This is a genomic window from Psychrobacter pacificensis, from assembly GCF_900101915.1.
Lineage (GTDB): Bacteria > Pseudomonadota > Gammaproteobacteria > Pseudomonadales > Moraxellaceae > Psychrobacter > Psychrobacter pacificensis.
The window spans coordinates 21,006-39,526 of record NZ_FNAL01000023.1 but is presented as its reverse complement, the minus strand read 5'-3'; the positions used below and the strand labels follow the sequence as shown (position 1 = coordinate 39,526).

At 43.9% G+C, this 18,521-nt stretch carries 16 protein-coding genes; 7 read left to right on the top strand and 9 right to left on the bottom strand.

The features are described from left to right. The 5 genes from BLR43_RS11470 to BLR43_RS11450 form a co-directional block, all read left to right on the top strand. The coding region (locus tag BLR43_RS11470) for an IS30 family transposase (RefSeq protein ID WP_143007433.1) at positions 1–322 on the top strand (322 nt) is incomplete at its 5' end. 49 nt (positions 323–371) lie between these two features. Then, positions 372–1,295, top strand: a complete 924-nt coding sequence (gene folP / locus BLR43_RS11465; protein WP_093071183.1) for a dihydropteroate synthase — start codon at positions 372–374, stop codon at positions 1,293–1,295. A 94-nt stretch (positions 1,296–1,389) separates the two neighbouring features. Beyond that, positions 1,390–1,671 carry an FAD assembly factor SdhE gene (locus BLR43_RS11460; RefSeq protein WP_058024586.1) on the top strand — a complete coding sequence of 94 codons (282 nt, stop codon included), beginning with the start codon at positions 1,390–1,392 and terminating at the stop codon, positions 1,669–1,671. Between the two features lie 52 nt (positions 1,672–1,723). Next, positions 1,724–2,173, top strand: coding sequence for a hypothetical protein (locus tag BLR43_RS11455; protein ID WP_093071180.1), 450 nt, complete (start codon positions 1,724–1,726; stop codon positions 2,171–2,173). 254 nt (positions 2,174–2,427) lie between these two features. Beyond that, complete coding sequence (locus tag BLR43_RS11450; protein WP_093071177.1) at positions 2,428–3,141, top strand: YidB family protein; 714 nt, start codon at positions 2,428–2,430, stop codon at positions 3,139–3,141. A 90-nt stretch (positions 3,142–3,231) separates the two neighbouring features. On the opposite strand, the gene BLR43_RS11445 is transcribed toward BLR43_RS11450, so the two are convergent. The 3 genes from BLR43_RS11445 to trmB all read right to left on the bottom strand — a co-directional run bounded on the left by BLR43_RS11445 (position 3,232) and on the right by trmB (position 7,292). Next, on the bottom strand, positions 3,232–4,317 hold the full coding sequence (locus BLR43_RS11445; RefSeq protein WP_093071174.1) for a regulatory protein RecX: 1,086 nt from the start codon (positions 4,315–4,317) through the stop codon (positions 3,232–3,234). A 46-nt stretch (positions 4,318–4,363) separates the two neighbouring features. After that, on the bottom strand, positions 4,364–5,416 hold the full coding sequence (gene recA / locus BLR43_RS11440; RefSeq protein ID WP_071003057.1) for a recombinase RecA: 1,053 nt from the start codon (positions 5,414–5,416) through the stop codon (positions 4,364–4,366). Between the two features lie 1,036 nt (positions 5,417–6,452). Further along, positions 6,453–7,292 (bottom strand): tRNA (guanosine(46)-N7)-methyltransferase TrmB, encoded by an 840-nt coding sequence (trmB, locus tag BLR43_RS11435; RefSeq protein ID WP_093071171.1) that lies wholly within the window; start codon positions 7,290–7,292, stop codon positions 6,453–6,455. Positions 7,293–7,485: 193 nt separating this feature from the next. Here trmB and BLR43_RS11430 point away from each other — a divergent pair, with 193 nt between their 5' ends. Further along, entirely contained in the window at positions 7,486–8,415 is a 930-nt protein-coding gene (locus BLR43_RS11430; RefSeq protein ID WP_093071169.1) for a DUF2628 domain-containing protein, read from the top strand. A gap of 23 nt (positions 8,416–8,438) precedes the next feature. Here the strand turns inward: BLR43_RS11430 and BLR43_RS11425 are convergent, their stop codons facing one another. Further along, on the bottom strand, positions 8,439–10,325 hold the full coding sequence (locus tag BLR43_RS11425; protein ID WP_093071167.1) for a monovalent cation:proton antiporter-2 (CPA2) family protein: 1,887 nt from the start codon (positions 10,323–10,325) through the stop codon (positions 8,439–8,441). 90 nt (positions 10,326–10,415) lie between these two features. Beyond that, positions 10,416–11,120: a hypothetical protein gene (locus tag BLR43_RS11420; protein WP_058024595.1), complete on the bottom strand. Its 705-nt coding sequence runs from the start codon at positions 11,118–11,120 to the stop codon at positions 10,416–10,418. A gap of 245 nt (positions 11,121–11,365) precedes the next feature. Here BLR43_RS11420 and BLR43_RS11415 point away from each other — a divergent pair, with 245 nt between their 5' ends. Then, positions 11,366–11,665, top strand: a complete 300-nt coding sequence (locus BLR43_RS11415) for a hypothetical protein (RefSeq protein ID WP_093071164.1) — start codon at positions 11,366–11,368, stop codon at positions 11,663–11,665. 34 nt (positions 11,666–11,699) lie between these two features. Here the strand turns inward: BLR43_RS11415 and BLR43_RS11410 are convergent, their stop codons facing one another. The 4 genes from BLR43_RS11410 to BLR43_RS11395 form a co-directional block, all read right to left on the bottom strand. Beyond that, the gene (locus BLR43_RS11410) at positions 11,700–12,806 is read right to left on the bottom strand and encodes a cation diffusion facilitator family transporter (protein ID WP_093071161.1); all 1,107 of its coding nucleotides are present in this window, start codon (positions 12,804–12,806) and stop codon (positions 11,700–11,702) included. Between the two features lie 217 nt (positions 12,807–13,023). Next, positions 13,024–15,312: a primosomal protein N' gene (locus tag BLR43_RS11405; protein ID WP_093071159.1), complete on the bottom strand. Its 2,289-nt coding sequence runs from the start codon at positions 15,310–15,312 to the stop codon at positions 13,024–13,026. Between the two features lie 136 nt (positions 15,313–15,448). Then, positions 15,449–15,829, bottom strand: coding sequence for a RidA family protein (locus tag BLR43_RS11400; RefSeq protein ID WP_093071156.1), 381 nt, complete (start codon positions 15,827–15,829; stop codon positions 15,449–15,451). Between the two features lie 144 nt (positions 15,830–15,973). Next, a complete protein-coding gene (locus BLR43_RS11395) occupies positions 15,974–18,172 on the bottom strand; it encodes a RelA/SpoT family protein (RefSeq protein WP_093071154.1) in 2,199 nt (732 codons plus the stop codon). Positions 18,173–18,521 lie beyond the last annotated feature (349 nt).

Here is an 18,521-nt window from a genome sequence, read left to right as displayed (position 1 = left end):
AGAGGCAATGATAGAACTCTTAGCGCCAGTGAGGTTGCAGGTTAAGACCATTACCTCTGACAATGGTAAAGAGTTTGCTCAGCATAAGAAGGTGAAACAAAAGCTCTTTAGCCCTTTCTTCTTTGCCGATGCTTATGCGTCATGGCAGCGAGGAACCAACGAGAATACCAATGGCCTTATCAGAGAGTACTTGCCTAAGGGTTGTGACTTTAGACAAGTCTCTGATAATGAAATACAGGACATTGAGAACAAACTAAACAACAGACCAAGAAAACGATTAGGGTTTAAAACGCCTATGCAGGCGTTCTATAATATTAATTAGCGTTGCACTTGGTGTGTTAATCTAAGAACTTATTTATGATGGATCGCTCATGTCATTATTTCAGCCTTTACCCAACTATAAAATATCGAGCCGTAATAAAACCTTGAATTTGTCTGAGCCGCATATCATGGGTATCTTGAATGTAACGCCAGATTCATTCTCGGATGGTGGGCGGTTTAATGCGGTAGAGAATGCCGTTGCTCATTGTCAGCAGATGATGGATAACGGTGCTACTATTATTGATATTGGCGGTGAATCTACTCGCCCCAATGCAGATACTGTATCGACTACTGAAGAGCTACAACGGGTTGTGCCAGTGGTACAAGCTATACGCCAGCATTGTGGAGATGATATTTGGTTATCTATTGATACCAGCAACCCAGAGGTCATGCAGGCAGCGTTTGATGCTGGTGCTGATATTTGGAACGATGTCAGGGCGTTAAAACGTACTGACGCTGCAGAACTGGCCGCTAGCCTTGATATTCCTGTCATGCTGATGCATATGCGCGGTGAGCCAACGACGATGAACAATCTGGCACAGTATGATAATGTGATTGATGAAGTGAGCACAGAACTGACCACACGTATCAAAGAGGTAACGCGCCTTGGGGTTAAGCAGGAAAATATTATTATTGATCCAGGTTTTGGTTTTGCCAAAAACTATGAGCATCATTGTGCTTTATTAAGTCAGTTAGACAGCTTACAGGCATTGGGTTTGCCAATGATGTTTGGTATTTCACGTAAGCGCTTTTTAGGAGAGGTATTGACCAATAGTGGTGTCAAAACAGTACAGACCACTCAAGCCATAGAACGAGACGCAGTAGGGACTGCTGCTGGGATATTTGCGCTACAACAAGGTGCCAGCATCATTCGCACGCATAATGTAAGCATGATGCAGCAAGCAGTGGCACTATGGAGTCAATTATCAGCGTACCATCATGAGCATTGTATTATTAATACAAATACTCGATAAAGCCACACCGTGATAAATACAATATCTACAATCTAATTTTCCACTATGATTGAATACCACATCAAAAACTATTGAAATGAAAGAGAGTATCTTTATGACCAGTATCACTCAGCCAGAACCGACCAATGAGCAGCGCCGTATTATTTATCAAGCTCGTCGCGGCTTGAAAGAGTTAGATTTTTATATCGATCCTTATGTCAAAGAGCTGTATCTGACAGCAGATTCTGCTGAGCAAGAGACCTTTGCCCAAATGCTCACCCATGAGGACCCGGATCTATTGGATTATTTTACCAATCAAAATCGTCCAGCAGAGGATGATATATGGGCACTCGTTAATAAAATAAAAACATGGCGACACACCAAAGACTTGGTTTAGAGGCTCTGTATTTGATAGGCACAATACTGATGATTTCTCATGGCGCGCCCATATGACCCTAGCAACGGCGCTGCGCATTGATACAGCTATTCATTCTACCAGTCGGCTACGCCGGCTGCTCTATGTGGGTTTAAGTGCGATCATGATTGTCTTAGCGTGGCTTGCGGCTTTGGCATGGTGGCAATATTTGCTGATTTTGACTGTCTCGCTAGCCATTGTTGGCTATTTATTTCTGACACGTTTGACACTACGACATCTGAGTCAGCCGCCACTTGATCAACGTATGGATAAACAGTGGCAGTTGTTGATTCAGACAAGTCGAGGCGATGAGCTGTGGCAAGCACAGCTACTCTCTACACATTACTATCAATGGGCGATAAATCTTGAGTTCAACATAGTAGAGCCTTATCAGCGCCCTCTATCTATCACCATATTTTGTGATCAAGTAAGCCCAGAGGAATGGCGAACGCTTAGTGTTTTAGCCAATATTAATAAGGATTAAACAGGGTAAAATATACTGATTGATCTTCACGTTTCTATTTAGTCTTACTCATCTGTTATAGGCTTACGAATGCCTACATGTCATAACAAAATACCTATCTTGGTCTCCAAAGAGTTTTGTTATATTGAAACTCATAAATAAAGTATATGAACCAACTGCATTGTACTTCCAGTTTATGCCATGAAAAACCAGTATGGACAACGGTAGGCAGTCGGCTTGTATCATAAATAATATGACGATAAGAGGAAGAGATCATGAGTTTATTAGGGAATTTAGTGAGCCAAGTGGCCCGTAGTGCAATGAATCCAGAGGATGCTCAACGCCATCCAGTGAATCAACGTATCAATCCACGTCGTACAGGTGGCTTGGGCGATATACTAGGCAGCGTATTGGGCAGCGGTAGTCAAGCAGGTGGCTACAATCCGCAGCAATACGATCGTAAGCCAGATAATGGTTTTGGTTTAGATGATATCATTGGTGGTCTGGCTGGTGGTAATCAGCGTGGTAGCGTCAGCTCAGGCGCTGGTGGACTGGGCGATATTTTAGGCAGTGTACTAGGGGGTCAGCGTAACAGCAGTGGCTTTGGTGGTAAGGGGATGCTTATCGCTGTCCTTATGCCAATGGTGCTGAGCTGGATCAAGCGTAATGGCGGTATCGGCGGTGCACTATCGAAAATTACTGGTATGGGTCATGCTGAACAAGTACGTTCTTGGATGAGCACGAATGAGGCCAACGAGAACTTGGACCCAAATGAGATAAATCAGCTGTTTGATGAGCGTGAGATTCAGCAAGTAGCAGCGCGTACGGGTGCAAACGAAACAGAAGTACGTCAAGGTTTGGCTGAATTACTACCTGAGGTAATGAACCAGCTAACGCCCAATGGTAATTTAGATAATGAAGTAGAAGCCAACGAAGAGATTGATCAAATTATCAGCCAGCTATCTAATCGTCTCGGTACTTTAAAGTGACAGACTGAGTTAAAAAAGCTTAGGGTCATAAATTTAGAGTGCGTCTAACGACGTGCTCTTTTTTATGTCTATTATAGTAGTATTAAAGTTTTAAAATCGCTCATCTAAGGTTTCCACTGTGTAGTTGAGTGCTGCAAAGCAGATATCTGTATTGAACCCTCGGTACTGCAAAAATCGCAGTTGTTTGGCTTTGTCTTTTTGCTCAGTAGGTAAGTCATCACCGTATTTTTTGGTACGGGCTACCACAGCCAGTTTTAGCCAATCTACCCCATCTACCAGACTGTCTGAGCTATCATCTACAAACTCACTAAACTCTTCAGACTCACTATTTGCCATATCAATCAATTCATCGATGTTACCTGGCATCGCGATTTTTTTGCGATAGAACTCTTGCTTGATACGCCCGCGTCCCCGACCTTTACGGATATTCTCACGTATCAGCATAAGAGTGGTGCGGTAGTCACTTTGATAGCCTTTTTCCTCAAACTCATCAAGTAGGGCATCTATTTTTTCTGGGTCTTGTTCTTTGTCGATTAGCTTTTGCTTGAGCTCAGCTTTGCCGTATTCGCGTCGTGACAAGTAATAGAAGGCAAGCCAACGTAGCCGGCTCTCAGCTTTGATAGCATCAATCTCTGCTTGTTTTTGCTCTGGGGTACGCAGGTAAGCTTTAAGCGCGGCTGGTATATTATCGTTTTGGTTTTCTACTGCACTATCATCAAATGATGGACGTTCACTTCCGCATTCTGATTGCTCAAACGAGGGAGCATAGTTGTCGTTTTCAGCTATGTCATTCTCTGCATCACCACTATGTACGCTGTTCTTGACCTCGGCCAGCATCTCTTTGATGGTTTGTGCTTCAGGTGGCTGATAAGCAGGTGTATCGCTTGACTCAGCGGTGAAGTTAGCAGCTGGATGAAAGCGTTTTTTACGTTTTTTGGATTTAGAGTTTTTTTTTATCTTAGCAGAAGATTCTTCAAAATATGATGTGTCAACAGTAGGCTCACTAGTGCTTGAATGATCTTGATCTGGGACTTTAGAAAGCTTGCTAGATTTACCTGATTTGTTAGATGTGTTTTGATAGGAGTGTTTAGTAGGTTTTTTTCGTTTGCTATCAACAGAACTAGCTGAGCCGGTTTCCGACTCAGCTAAGATTTCAGCCAATGTTTTAATTTTCATAATAAGTCATGATTATTTATAGCAGCTACTGATAATAGACAGACCATTATTGTACAGAGTCAGGTGCCAGTTCTACATCGTCAGTTTCAGGCGCTTTGCTATCTTTTTTCTTACCAAGCTTTTCATCACGAATTTTATCTTCGATCTCTTTGGCGATAGCAGGGTTTTCTTTTAAGAAAAGCACAGAGTTGGCTTTACCTTGACCGATTTTTTCATCGCCATAGCTGTACCAAGAACCTGCCTTACCAACCGCGCCAATCTCGACACCCAAGTCAATCACTTCGGCCAAGTGGTTGGTACCTTCGCCATAAGTAATCTCAAACTCAGCTTGGCGGAACGGCGGTGCCATTTTGTTCTTGATGACTTTAACACGAGTTTGGTTACCGATGATGTCATCGCCATTTTTGACCGCACCAATGCGGCGAATGTCCATACGTACAGAGGCGTAGAATTTAAGGGCATTACCACCAGTTGTAGTCTCTGGGCTACCAAACATAACACCAATTTTCATACGGATTTGGTTAATAAACACAACCATACAATTAGAGCGTTTAGCATTACCAGTAATCTTACGTAGCGCTTGGCTCATCAGACGCGCTTGTAGGCCCATATGTGAGTCGCCCATCTCGCCTTCAATTTCTGCACGCGGAGTCAAGGCAGCAACCGAGTCAACAACGATCATATCGATTGCGCCTGAACGCACGAGCATGTCAGTAATTTCAAGCGCTTGCTCACCGTTATCAGGCTGTGACAGTAATAAGTCGTCGGTATTGACGCCTAGCTTGCGTGCATACACAGGGTCAAGCGCATGCTCAGCATCGATAAATGCACAGGTGCCGCCTTGTTTTTGACACTCCGCGATTGCTTGCAAGGTCATTGTGGTTTTACCTGAGCTCTCAGGGCCGTAGATCTCGATGATACGACCCTTCGGCAATCCACCAATACCAAGTGCGATATCTAGACCAAGAGAACCTGTTGAGACCACATCGGCATCAAGAATGGCTGAATCATCACCCAGATGCATGATGGTATTTTTACCAAATTGCTTTTCAATTTGACCTAATGCCGCTTTGAGGGCTTTGGCTTTATTGTCGTCCATACTGGATTCCTTTTTTGATAATTGATTTGGCGCTATAGATAAAAGATTTATACGTCTAAGAGTGATAACTGGTGCATACTGAGCAGCGCTAATAAGATAAATCATATAGCTATTCGCGCTCTGACAACTGGCTTAAATACACAGGTTGTCATATGACTGCTATCAGTAGTAATATCGAGATATCGCTCTACTATACAGTAAAATTAAATAACGAGAGAAGTAAAAATAAGTTCATAATCAATCACAGTTACAATAGCTTTTGAGTCGGATATTAACGGCTAATAGCTATCTGAATCTCTGTAGTGCTATTGATTCGATAGAGTAATTATAACAAAATCCAAGCGCGATATTGAGTCTTGGACGACGCTAAACGACACTGAATGTCGTACGATATAAGAGTGAGGATTCACGAAGATAGCCATCTCTTCAAATGTGTTTTTGAAACTGATAACAGCTATGTTTGTCAATAGACTTATGAGTTGTCCACAGCAAATAATGTACTCATTTTTACTGGTTGTGAAACATTATAAACGGCTAAATTATTTTTAAAAATATTTAAAATAATTTTTTATGGCTTTATATTTAATATAAGTTATTGTTTTTAAATGATTTTTAAATTGTACAAAAAATGAACGATTTTATCTTAACCTTTAAGTTACCTAGGCATATGGTTGTCAAGTGGCCACTTATACACAGGGTTATCCACAGCTTATGGGGAGAACTCTTGAAGCCCTTATGGTATCTATGCTTGCGTGTATAGGTTATATATTGCAAGCTTCCAATATTGTGCGTTGAAGATGATTTTTCGTTGACAAACTGTGCTCTGGCCGCTATGTTTCACATAATTACAATTTGTGATTCTTCCACGTATTACCATACTATAGGGCTTTGAAGTCAAGAGTATGACGAGATAAAAGCAACCAACGACCCGCCAAGCATATTTATTGCTGTGATAGCAAGCTTATAAACGGGCATAAAAAAGCGGCTAAATAGAATAGCCGCTTTGTCAAAATTATCGATAGCAAGATTGTGTTTGCTAGTCTTTGATATAGATCAAATCCCAGACCCCGTGACCACGCTCAAGGCCGCGGCGCTCAAATTTGGTCATTGGACGAAAGTCAGGACGGTCGGTGAAGTTGCCTGCGCCTGCTTTGTTGGTCAATCCAGCAAACCCATCCAATACCTCAACCATCCAAAATGCATAGTGCTCCCAATCCGTGGCTGTATGAAACCAGCCGCCTTGTTTTAGACTGCGCGTAACGATAGCCATACGCTCAGGACTGACGAAACGGCGTTTGTAATGACGCTTCTTTTGCCATGGATCAGGGAAGTAAAGCTGGATACGGTCAATATGATTTTCTGGTAATTGCTTCAGCAATTGAATAGCATCGCCATTGATGATTTTGACATTGCTCAAGTTCTGCGTTCCTGCCATATAAGCGCATTTACCAATACCTGGCTCATGCACTTCGACACCGACAAAATTGCGCGCGGGCTCTGCGGCTGCCATCTCGATAAATGAATCACCCAAACCAAAACCAATCTCCAAGGTCAGCGGTGCGTCAGAACCATTTGGACTATCAGCGAACAATGCTCGCAAATCATCAATACCTGAAAGATCGCCATTGCCGAAACTGTTATTGACCAGATACTCAGAAAACTCTGGCGCGGTAAGTGCTAGCTCGGCGTTTTTGTTCATGTGCGTACGCCGCTTCATAAAAGTATTAACGATGCGGATATGTTTGTCAGAGCCAGGTTCTATCTCATGTCTAGCGTTTGTATCCGTATCGATAGGCGCACTAGTATTATTAGAGGTTTGCTCATCAGTAGTGTCAAGGCTGTTGATGGTGTCATTGATATCAGAATGTTGACTCATAGGATTTGTAAGGCTTAATTAAGTGGGTGATGTTGACTCATTATAAGTCAAATCCATACAACTGTGAACGTACAATCTTATTTTAGCGCGTTTGCTGCTCAGTTCTGTCGTTTCTCTATCCTAGATATGGGTTTTAGCGTTATCATAGTGTCATCGTTAAGGATGTTTTTTAGAGTCAGTAGAGCGTATTGCCATGCTATTTATTGAGACAGATTCACCGCCACCGTTTTATCAAGAGTCATTAACACCTGCTAAACGCAAGCAACTGGATCAATGGTTTATCGGTGATCGTACCCAGCGCTATTATCTCAAGCGCTTTGAGCAGTTTGATCAGCAAGGCTATCTGTCGCCAAAATGGCATTGGGCTGCATTTTTTATGACGTTTCCTTGGCTGTTATACCGTAAACGCTATATGGATGCCATTGTGTATAGCGTGGCAGGATGGTCATTTATTCAGCTTAATGTCGCCATTGTGCTTGTTGCCTTTGAGTTTGTGGCGATGTCTTATGTGCCAGACGTTTATCAAATGGCGACGCGGATCGGTATTGCTGCGATTATTTGGTTGTTTTGGTCTGCTATGGTGGCACGCTGGACAGATGCATATTATTACCGGATGGCGCGACGTGAGATCGCGGATGCGATTAACGATTATCCACGTGATGAGGCGGCACAACAAGCGCATTTGAAAAAAGAAGGCGGCGTCAGTTTATTTGGCTTAGCATTGGGGTTTGGTTTTTTCGCCTTTGCATTATTGGTCATTAAGGTGCAGTTTTTACCTATTATCGCCAAACCAAAAGAAAATGAGGTGCTATTTGATGCTTATGACATTGCCAAAAATGCCCAAAACCGAGTGGCGTTGATTTATCAGCAGACTGGGCGGTGTCCTGTAGATTTGCCACTCAGTACCGAGCAGCAACAGGTACGTATGCATGTCGATAGTCAAGCGGCTGGTGTGCTAGAGACGGATTGCGCGGTAATTGCTACGATCCAGAACGTGACATTTCCAATCCGCTATCTGAACGAGCAGACATTGGTTTTTTATCATATACCAGACAGTGATAACTGGGATTGCACAAGCTCACTAAATAAAAAACAAGCCCCTAAAAACTGTCTATCTGACTAGGGGCTATACCTATCTAGTTTTTGCTAGTGTTTAGAGTCTGTTGCGGTATCGTGTGGTTCGTCAACTGGCGTCGCTTGGCTCTTTAAGGCGTCGTAGAAATCGGTCAAATCCATCTTGCGCGCTTTGCCGATATCTTCATCAAATAGGCTTTCAAGCTCTGCCATCGCTGATTGTGCAGACTCAATCATGCTGGCTTCATCATCGTAAATGGCTTGCTGACGCTCAATTAAGTCATCATCATAATCACGGAATGTTTTTACTGTCTCTCGAGCTTTTTCCGGAGAGATACCGAGTAGCTGTAGCGATTCACGTGACATGTCTAAAGATGACAAGTAAGTCTCACGCCAAATGTGACGCACACCAACTTCGCGTAAGCGGTAGTAATGCTGACGATCCCGCGCCCTGGCTAATACAATCAGCTCAGGATAGTTTTTGCGTAAATACTGAGCGGTAGTGATGGAGCGCTCTAAATCATCGATTGCCAAAATAAAGACACGCGCCTTTTGAATACCGGCAGCTCGTAGAATCTCAGGGTTTTTTGGATCGCCGTAATAGACTTGGTTACCAAATTTACGCACGAAATCTACTCGGTTGGCAGAACGTTCAATGGCTGTGAATTCAATATTATGCATACGAAGCACACGACCAATGATCTGACCGACTCGGCCAAAGCCTGCGATAATTACCTGATGCTCATGATCGGGAATGGTGTCGTATTCTCGACTTGGTTTGCGTTTGGCAAATAATGGTTCGCCTATTTTTTCTAACAACAAAAAGGCTAATGGTGTCAGTGCCATTGAGATCGTAACGACAAGGTTTAGCGTATTGGCAAGATCAGGACGTAAGACACTTTGGGCGGTGGCGACACTGAACAGAACAAAGGCAAATTCACCGCCTTGTGCCAAGGTCACACCCAATCTGATACTGGTTGGCCCGCGGTTGCCAGATACTTTGGCAATGGCTGCAATCACTGCAAATTTGATAAACATTAAGGCGAGGGCACAGCCAATGATAAATATCGGCTTGGCCAAAATGAGTTTGACGTCAGTGAGCATACCGACCGACATGAAAAATAGACCCAATAGCAATCCTTTAAACGGCTCGATACTGGCTTCTAACTCGTGTCGATACTCAGAGTCAGCTAACAACACGCCTGTCAAAAATGCACCTAGTGCCATTGATAGACCAATTTGACCCATCAAAATAGACACGCCCATGACAATAAACAACGCGACCGCTGTTAGTAGTTCTGAAGCGCCGCTTGAGGCCACAAACTTAAAGAATGGTCGAACCACATAACGACTGGCAAAGATGAGACCAGCAAACACGGCAAATACTTTCCCAAAATACAGTAAATCGTAGCTTTGCTCACGAACCCCCGATAGGAACGGAATGACTGCTAATAAAGGAATAACCGCGATATCTTGGAATAGTAAGATAGTAAAAGCTTCGCGGCCATGTGTGCTCGAAAGTTGCTGTTTTTCGGTCAATATCTGTAGCACAAAAGCGGTCGAGGAGAGTGCTAAACCAAAGCCAACGATAAAAGCAGTATCTAGCTGTAAGGCGAAAAAATGGTGCAATAGCCCCATCAATAGTGTACCAGTCAGCCCAACCTGTAGACCGCCAAGAACGAATATAGAGCGACGCAGCGCCCAAAGCCGCGATGGCTGCAGCTCAAGCCCGATGATAAATAGCAGCATGACCACGCCAAACTCTGAAAAGTGCAGTAGACTTTCAGCATCACCCGCCACATCCAAACCGCTTGGACCCAATATAAGCCCTGTGATGAGGTAGCCTAGGACCGTTGCAATACCGAAGCGTTTACCAAGGGGAACAAAGAGCAGCGCTGCTCCCAAAAAGATAGTGGCCTGTAACATTAAATTTGGTGAGCCGGCGGCGGCAGCGAACATCTGGAATCCTCAGAAATTAGGACAAAATAAGCAATTTAAAACGGGTATAACTAAAATTAGACTCGCGAAAAAATATAGCATAAACATACATTATTTTTTGCGATAAATCTTCCAAACACCATTATCTGCAAGCGGATTGTTATAAGCGTCGTTGCGGCGCTTGCGCGGTGTTTGCCTGCTGTCGACAATCTTAAAATCAGGCAAAGCATGGACAATAAGACCAGTACGATAAAAACGTACCCGTTCAGGCTCTAGCATCTCACCCTTGCTATCGCGGCAAAACACATAAGCGCGCAGATCAATAAACTCACGATGAGCGACCAAACGAGCGTCGTCATCATTATCCAGTACCGCTGTCATGCGAGCGACTTCATCATCAGTATAGTCACCACATTTATCAGTCAGTGCCCCAACTGAGCCAAAGCTTTTAGATTCCTTGGCTCGCGTTTTGGTCAAATGTAGGCGCTGAACATGGTAGATAAACTGCGGTATCTCAAGACTGGCAGGCAGTGGCAGATAATCAGGTGGCATATTGGCCGCTGGATAAAAATCCTTGGCGCGCTCAAGTAGATTTTGCCAACGTTGCTGATAAGCCTGTACCTCTGCTAAGTTGCCTTCATAGATAGGCATATCGCGAATCTGGCGCAAAATATCAGGCGGAAATTGCTCATGACGAAAGTTTGCAATATCTTCTTGCAGCGTTGATAGCAAAACTTTGGCGTGTTTTTTGCCGTCTTTTGACGTAGGATCATCGATATAGTCTGGGGCGACAAAGGGTGCTGAACGTCTAGACATAATGTTATATCATCAATAGATCGTGAAAAGGGGTATTCAGTCTTAAGTATACAGAATTTATATCAAAAATATGGTCGAGAGATAGGGTTTTTCATCAGTTTTAACATGCTATTACAATCGTAGAAACAAGTTTTAGGCAAACTTAAGTGAAACCTTATTATTTTATTGGCTCATAGGTTTTCATTTTTAATACTATGTAAGACAACAATGATTTATAGCCAATCAGATTATTGAGAATGACCGTTATGAGTAACTACTCATCAGAACTGACAGCTTGTCCTAAGTGGCGAGCCTCATTGAAGATGATTGACAAAAGAGCCTTTATCGTCATTTGTACCGGTGTCATACTCGCACTTGGGTTTTGGTTGCTGATGATGTCAAACATGGGCTCAGTCTATTTGCCAAATATCTGCAATGGCTGCCTCGATATATGGGTCAGAATGATGTTACTCATGGTTGGTATCAGCCTTTGGGTGTTGGTGGCTGCTTGGATTATTTGGCACATATTGCTTTATTTATATCATTTGATAAAACATAACCAATAATTGGTCAGGTTTCTAACAATACTGGTATTTGCTCTTAATGATTATGACCAATATGACTGTTGCCAGCAGGTGCTTGTCCCGAAATATCGCAAACAAGAGCCTCACTATGTGAGCTGTTTTTTGGATGTGACAAACTTTCAACTTGAATAGTCGCATGATGAATACCGAGCACTGATAGGCTTTGTTCAAGATTGGCAATGAGGCTACTCGACTCATGAATACTCATGTCTCCATCGACTACAACATGGCAGGATAGGGCGTGTAGGCCACTGGTAATACTCCAAACGTGTAGGTCATGGACTTTTTGTACTTGAGGGTGTGCGAGTAATTTTTGCTCAACGTTGACTAGCGATATGTTGGCAGGGGTGCCTTCCATTAATATATGCACAGAATCACGTACGACACGGTATCCACTGACTAATATAAGAATGGCGACAATCACGGATGCCACAGCATCTGCCCATACCCAACCAAACCCCAACATCAATAGCGCAGCGATAATAGCAGCAACAGAGCCCATCAAATCGCTAAGCACATGCAAGTACGCGCTTTGCATATTTAAGTTGGCAGGTTTTTTACGCTCTTTTTTAGTATCGCTATGATGACTGTGCTCGTGTCCGTCATCCTCTACCGCATGACTGCCGCGGTGCATAAGCCATGCAACTAAGATATTGACCAGCATACCGACCGTCGCCACAATCAGCATACCTTGGGTTGCGATTTCTGGTGGAGAGTTAAAGCGTTTGATCGCTTCATAAAAAATCATCAAGGCGATAAAAACGAGCGTAGCGCCATTCAGGGTCGCGACCAGTATCTCAAAACGCTTATAGCCAAATGTCTTTTGGTGCGTGGCTGATTTTTCACCAATTTTGAATGCCATCAAGGTCGCGCCCAAAGCAACCGCATCGCTCAGCATGTGACCTGCGTCGGACAATAGCGCCAAGCTACCAGTAAGCCAGCCGCCAATAGCCTCTATAAACATATAACCGGTGATGATAATAAAGCTAAACAGCAAGGTGCGCTGATAACCTTTGGTATCTTGCGATGATGACGATTCTAACTGGTCGTCATGGTCATGACTGTACTCATGGCTATGGTGATTATGATCGTGCTCGTCAGTGCTAAGATTATTTTGATTCATAACAACACTCAAGTCAGCTAATAGCGAGGTTTAGTAAACAATATCCATTGTGGTTCAGGTAGCAGGAGGTTTTTGGATACATACCACCTGATAGTGGTTATAAATCTAACATAGCCACGCCTGAGAAGCTGTAACGACGAAGTAAAAATCATTAGGAGGCACAAATCACAAAAATTACAACACTATATAGAACACCGACGAATGATAAGTGTCGGTTTTACCAACCAATGGGGTCGATATCTAAGGTTAGCTTGAGATATTTAGCACTTGGTAAGGCAAGTACGGGCTGCCACCATTGGTTCAATACATGATGTAAGTGCGCACGATCTTTGGCTAAGAGTAGTAGCTGCGCATGATAGCGGCTGTTCTTTTTACTCATCGGAGCGTCAATAGGACCAAGAACCGCAAGATGGTGCGCACTGGGTAAGTGAGCAATGGCATCTTTGAGCGCTTGAGTGGTGGCTGCCAGCGTCTTGCCCTCACAGCGTATCAGTGCGGCATAACTGTGAGGCGGTAAGCCCATCATTTTACGCTCTTGCAATAGCTCGCGGGCAAACGATAAATAACCATCTTTGACCAGTTTTAACAGTAACTCATTGTCAGGCTGTAGGGTCTGGATCAACACGCGACCCGCTTTGTCACCTCGACCCGCACGGCCAGCTACTTGTATCATGAGCTGCGCTGTATGCTCAGGTGAGCGAAAGTCTGCTGATAAAAATCCGCGATCGGCATTGGGTAAGCAGACCAGCGTGACATTAGGGAAATGATGACCTTTAGCCACCATTTGTGTACCAACTAATATCGCAGGATCGCCTTGATTGATTTGCTGATAAATGTTCTCCCAGCTGTCTTTGCGCCTGGTGGTATCACGGTCAATTTGAATAATCGGATAAATCACTTTGCTGGTTTGGGGATTGGCAAAGATTGCATGCAGGTTTTCGCTGAGCCTTGTCGTACCCATGCCTTTGGCATCTAGGTTTTGACTGCCACAATCAGGGCATACTGTAGGAATGTATGCCTGCCAATCGCAATGGTGGCATTTTAAATAAGAGCTACCTGAATAGCCGCTGCGCTGCGCCAGACTGTTATAGTGAACGGTCAAATGAGCATCACAGCGGGGACAATCTGCCTGCCAACCGCAAGCCTCACACAATAAAACAGGCGCATAGCCACGACGATTCAAAAATACCAGGACTTGATCACCGGCATCTAACGTTTGCTTAATTGCCCCAATCATTGAGTCTGTCAGCCCCGTGTCATAGCGATCGCCATTATCTTGTGTTTGTTGGTGAGTGCTTTGCAGGCGCGCATCAATCAGTTGCATGGTTGCAGGCTTGGCATTGCCGGGACGAGTCAGTAGTTGATACTCTATCAGCTTGCCGTCTTCGACCAGTTTCAGATGCTCAAGAGAAGGCGTTGCCGTACCTAATATGACTGGTATGTTGTGCTGTAGGCCGCGATAGAGTGCGACATCAGCCGCATGATAACGCAGTGTGTCTTGCTGTTTGTACGAGCCATCATGCGCCTCATCAACGACTATCAATCCCAATGCTGCAAATGGATAGAGCACTGCTGAGCGCGTACCGATGATAATTTGTGCATGACCGGTGCGGCAGTCTTGCCAGCCTTGCAAACGATGGGTATCAGTCAAGCCGGAATGCAGCAAAACAATATGAGCGGCAAATCGACTAGCAAAGCGTGCACGTGTCTGCGGTGTGAGACCAATTTCTGGCACCAAGATCAGCACTTGCTTGCCTGCTTCTAGTACCGCCTGCATCGCTTGTAAGTAGACTTCAGTTTTGCCGCTACCAGTAATACCATTTAATAAAAAGCCAGTATAGATTTCAGATTTATGCGCAGCAACGATGGCATCAACGGCAAATTTCTGCTCATCATTGAGATCAAGCGGCATTTTTGCCAATTTCACGGGAGAAGGGGATTGCTTGGTTTGGATATAGCGCTCGATTAGACCTTTGTCTTCGAGCGTTTTTAAAAATGCTCGCTGCATCCCTTCTAATAGCAAAACATCTTCACTAGCACCGCGCTCACCATGTAGCTTTAGCATGTCAAACTGCTGCTTTTGCTTTTTTGCATTGGCACGAAAATCATCATCAGTGATATGCGGCAATATTCGCCAATGAGTAATTAGCAGATCTAGTGGCTTACCTTGGCGGACAAGGCTTGGCAGGATGACGGCTAAGACATCACCGAGTGGATAATGATAATAGCGAGCGAGCCAATAAGCCAGCTTGAGCATGCTGGGATCCAAAATAGGGTCAGCGTCCAAACATTTATTAATCGGTTTGATTTTATTGACGGGTACACTGCTTTCATCTTCAGAAACATGAGCAATCACGATACCAATTAAGGTTTGGCGACCAAATGAAACCTCAACGCGACTTCCAATTGACGGCATCAGACGCTCTGGCGAAGCAAGCATATCCGCCGGTAAGCTATAGTCAAACACCCGATAAAGGGGTACGGGCAGCGCAACTTGTACCAACATAAACGGCTTCGCAGTCTTATCAGATTAATATTGATGTGAAATGAAGAAAAAGAGGCAGAGACCAATAAGCTTAGCATGATGCTAAGCTTATGATAGATTGACTGTTATAGGAGTATCTAAAAAAATTACTATCAGTTTAGTCAATATATAAGATAGATTCGATTTCGACCACGCCACCTTTAGGTAGGGCTGCGACTTGTACGGCAGCACGAGCAGGATATGGCTCGCTTAGGTTCGCCACAAATACTTCGTTTAAAACCGCAAAGTCACTTAAGTCAGTCAAAGATACATTAAATTTAACCACGTCGTTGATGCTACCACCAGCCGCTTCACAGATCGCTTTAATGTTTTCGAACACTTGCTCAGCCTGTGCTTTAAAACCTTCTCTTAATTCCATGGTTTCAGGGTCAAAACCAAGCTGACCTGAAATATAAACGGTGTTGCCAACTTTTACGGCTTGTGAGTAAGTGCCTACAGCTGCGGGAGCTTTATCTGTTTGGATTGTTTGACGAGCCATATTGTGTCCTTTTCGTATTTTATTGGTTGGTCTGCTGCTCACTGACAAGCAACAGTGCCTATTATTGTTTTAGAGGTTGTCAAAACCTCAGCGCGATGCGTTCAAATCTGACTAGACAAAGAGTTTGCTAGACAGGCAGGGTTATTATAATTGATATAGCCGTATGATGTTAGGGAAGCCGAGTAATGAACGCAGCTCACGAATGCCTTGAGCTAAGTGATTGCGACTGCGTACGATGATATGGATGATAGTATCACTATTACGCACGTCAACGGTCTCAACCCCCATATGCAGCTGGCGCAGATGATAAATCACTTTACTGATTTGCTCATCGCTAAGCGCAATAGACAGCTTTAAGTAAGCAGGAAAACGTATTTTGCCGCTATTTTTTATATCATGCTCGTCTGTTTCACCTTGTTTTACAGCGTTATCACTACGCCAACGCAGTTGAATCACCTGATAGGGATTGTCTTTACGAATGTCGTCAAGCGAAAAGCATTTGTGTCGATGAACGACCAAGCCGTGCCGAGATAAGTGCCCAACGATAGGGTCACCATAGATTGGATGACAGCAGTTAGCAAAATCGAGCTCAACCCCAGAGGCATTGGCGATCAGCTGCTGTGGCTGCGTCATGTCTTCGTTGTGCGCTTTGGCTTGTACGTCACTGACTTCATCGTTAAACAAACGAGTGACTACAAGCTGTGGCAGTAGTGTACCGGAGCTTATTTGTTCGAATAGGGCGTTTTTTTCAGTCACACCGCGCCATTCAGTCAGATCTTTCCAATCATCCTCTGTTAGGTCATCGAGCGTTTTTTGATAGGTTTTAAGGGCACGATCTAACGCTTGACGACCATGATGCTGCTTGTCAGCGGTAGATAAGTCTTTGAACCAACGTAATATCTCTTCACGCGCTTTGTTGGTCACCACAAATCCTAACCATTCTGCTTTTGGTTCTGAGTGACTGTTTATCTCAATTTCAACGGACTGTCCGTTTTTTACCACGGTACCGAGTTTTGCTGCTTTATTATCGATATTGGCACCGACAGCGACGTTACCAACCATAGGCCCGACTGCGTAAGCAAAGTCTAATGCCGTTGCCCCTTGTGGTAGCTCATAGGCACGACCTTGCGGGCTATAACAAATAATCTTACTCGAATGCAAATAATCCATCAGCTCATTAATAGTCGAGACCGCTGCCGAAAAGTTAGGACTATTCTCATTTAAGTTGTCTTCATCGACCAAGTCTTTCATGTTACGCAGTGACGCTTGGATAACTGATTGACTGACTTCAGAGGCGTGCTCTGCACCGATAACGCCGAGCCTTGCAGCACTTTGCATTTGCTTGGTCAAAATAGTCACTTTTACGACATCGTTGTCGCGCTCATAAATGAGCGTGAGTGATTGATTGCCACCTGGTAACGGCCTGCGAATATTATCAGCAATGTGCGTATCATCAATTTGATACTTTTTAATAAGATAATACGCCAACTTGTCACAAGCTTCGATATTATCGAGGACAATCTCAAATGCATAGTGACGTAGCAGCGTGTTAATTTCTCCGCGATTGCGGAAAAACTGACGGTAAATGACCACGCGGTTGTCTAATACTTTGACCAGTCCGTTGAGCCCCAAATTATTAAGCACGATACTCAGATAACGATGAATGGCTTCTCTTTGGAAATTACGCCCAAGTCCATGTTGTAGCAGCTTGTCAGATATCTTGTTGTACATATCAGAATCAAGGTTACGATAACACAGCACCTCAATATAGTCGGCGATATCATTAAGACCCATCAAGCGTGCAAATGGCACATAAAAATCTAACGTTTCTTGTGCTGTCGTACGTTGTTTTTCAGGGCGCACGGCATCAAGCGTGGACATATTATGCAGGCGGTCCGCAAGCTTAATAATGAGTACCCGTGGATCTGCGAGTGTGGCTGTTAAAATTTTGTGAAAGGTCGCGGCTTTGTTTTGCTGCTTATTGTGAGAGGAGGATTTTAGTTTCGTCACACCATCGACCAGCCTAGCCACTATCTTGCCGTAACGCTGCTCGAGCTGCTCGTCACTCACGTCGGTGTCTTCGACCGTATCATGCAAAATCGCTGCAATAATGGTATCTCGATCTAAGCGAAAGCCCGCCAGTATCTCAGCCACTGCGATAGGGTGAGTGATATAAGGTTCCCCTGATTTACGCTTGTCTTTAATGTGCGCAATATCACCGAACTCACAGGCATCAACAATGTCACGGCGCTCAGCAGCAGTGAGATAACCGACTGAACGCAGCAAGTTATATTGAGCGTCATCGACGAGATGATGACTGAGTTTGGGTAGGGTTTGACTCATAAATGACGATCCTATTTTCCATGACTGACTTGATTATGGATTGAAGTAAGCAGTAAATGGTGACTGAATATTGACCAACCATACGAAACTTAAGTAGGGATAGGCCATTCTCTAATTAATCGCAAATCGCATTCAATGTCAACTGATAAGCGAGTAGGCGATGAAAAAATTTGACTCAGTGGGCTATCTTGATAGATAAATGGCTATCAAAACAGCAAATACAATACAGTTACAACCAAAAAACCACAGCCTATGCTGTGGTTTTTGTTATCAATAAAGTTATGTTTATCTTATAAAGCCATTATCAGCTTCAAAGACTTGGCAAAACAAACCTTATCAAAAATAGCTT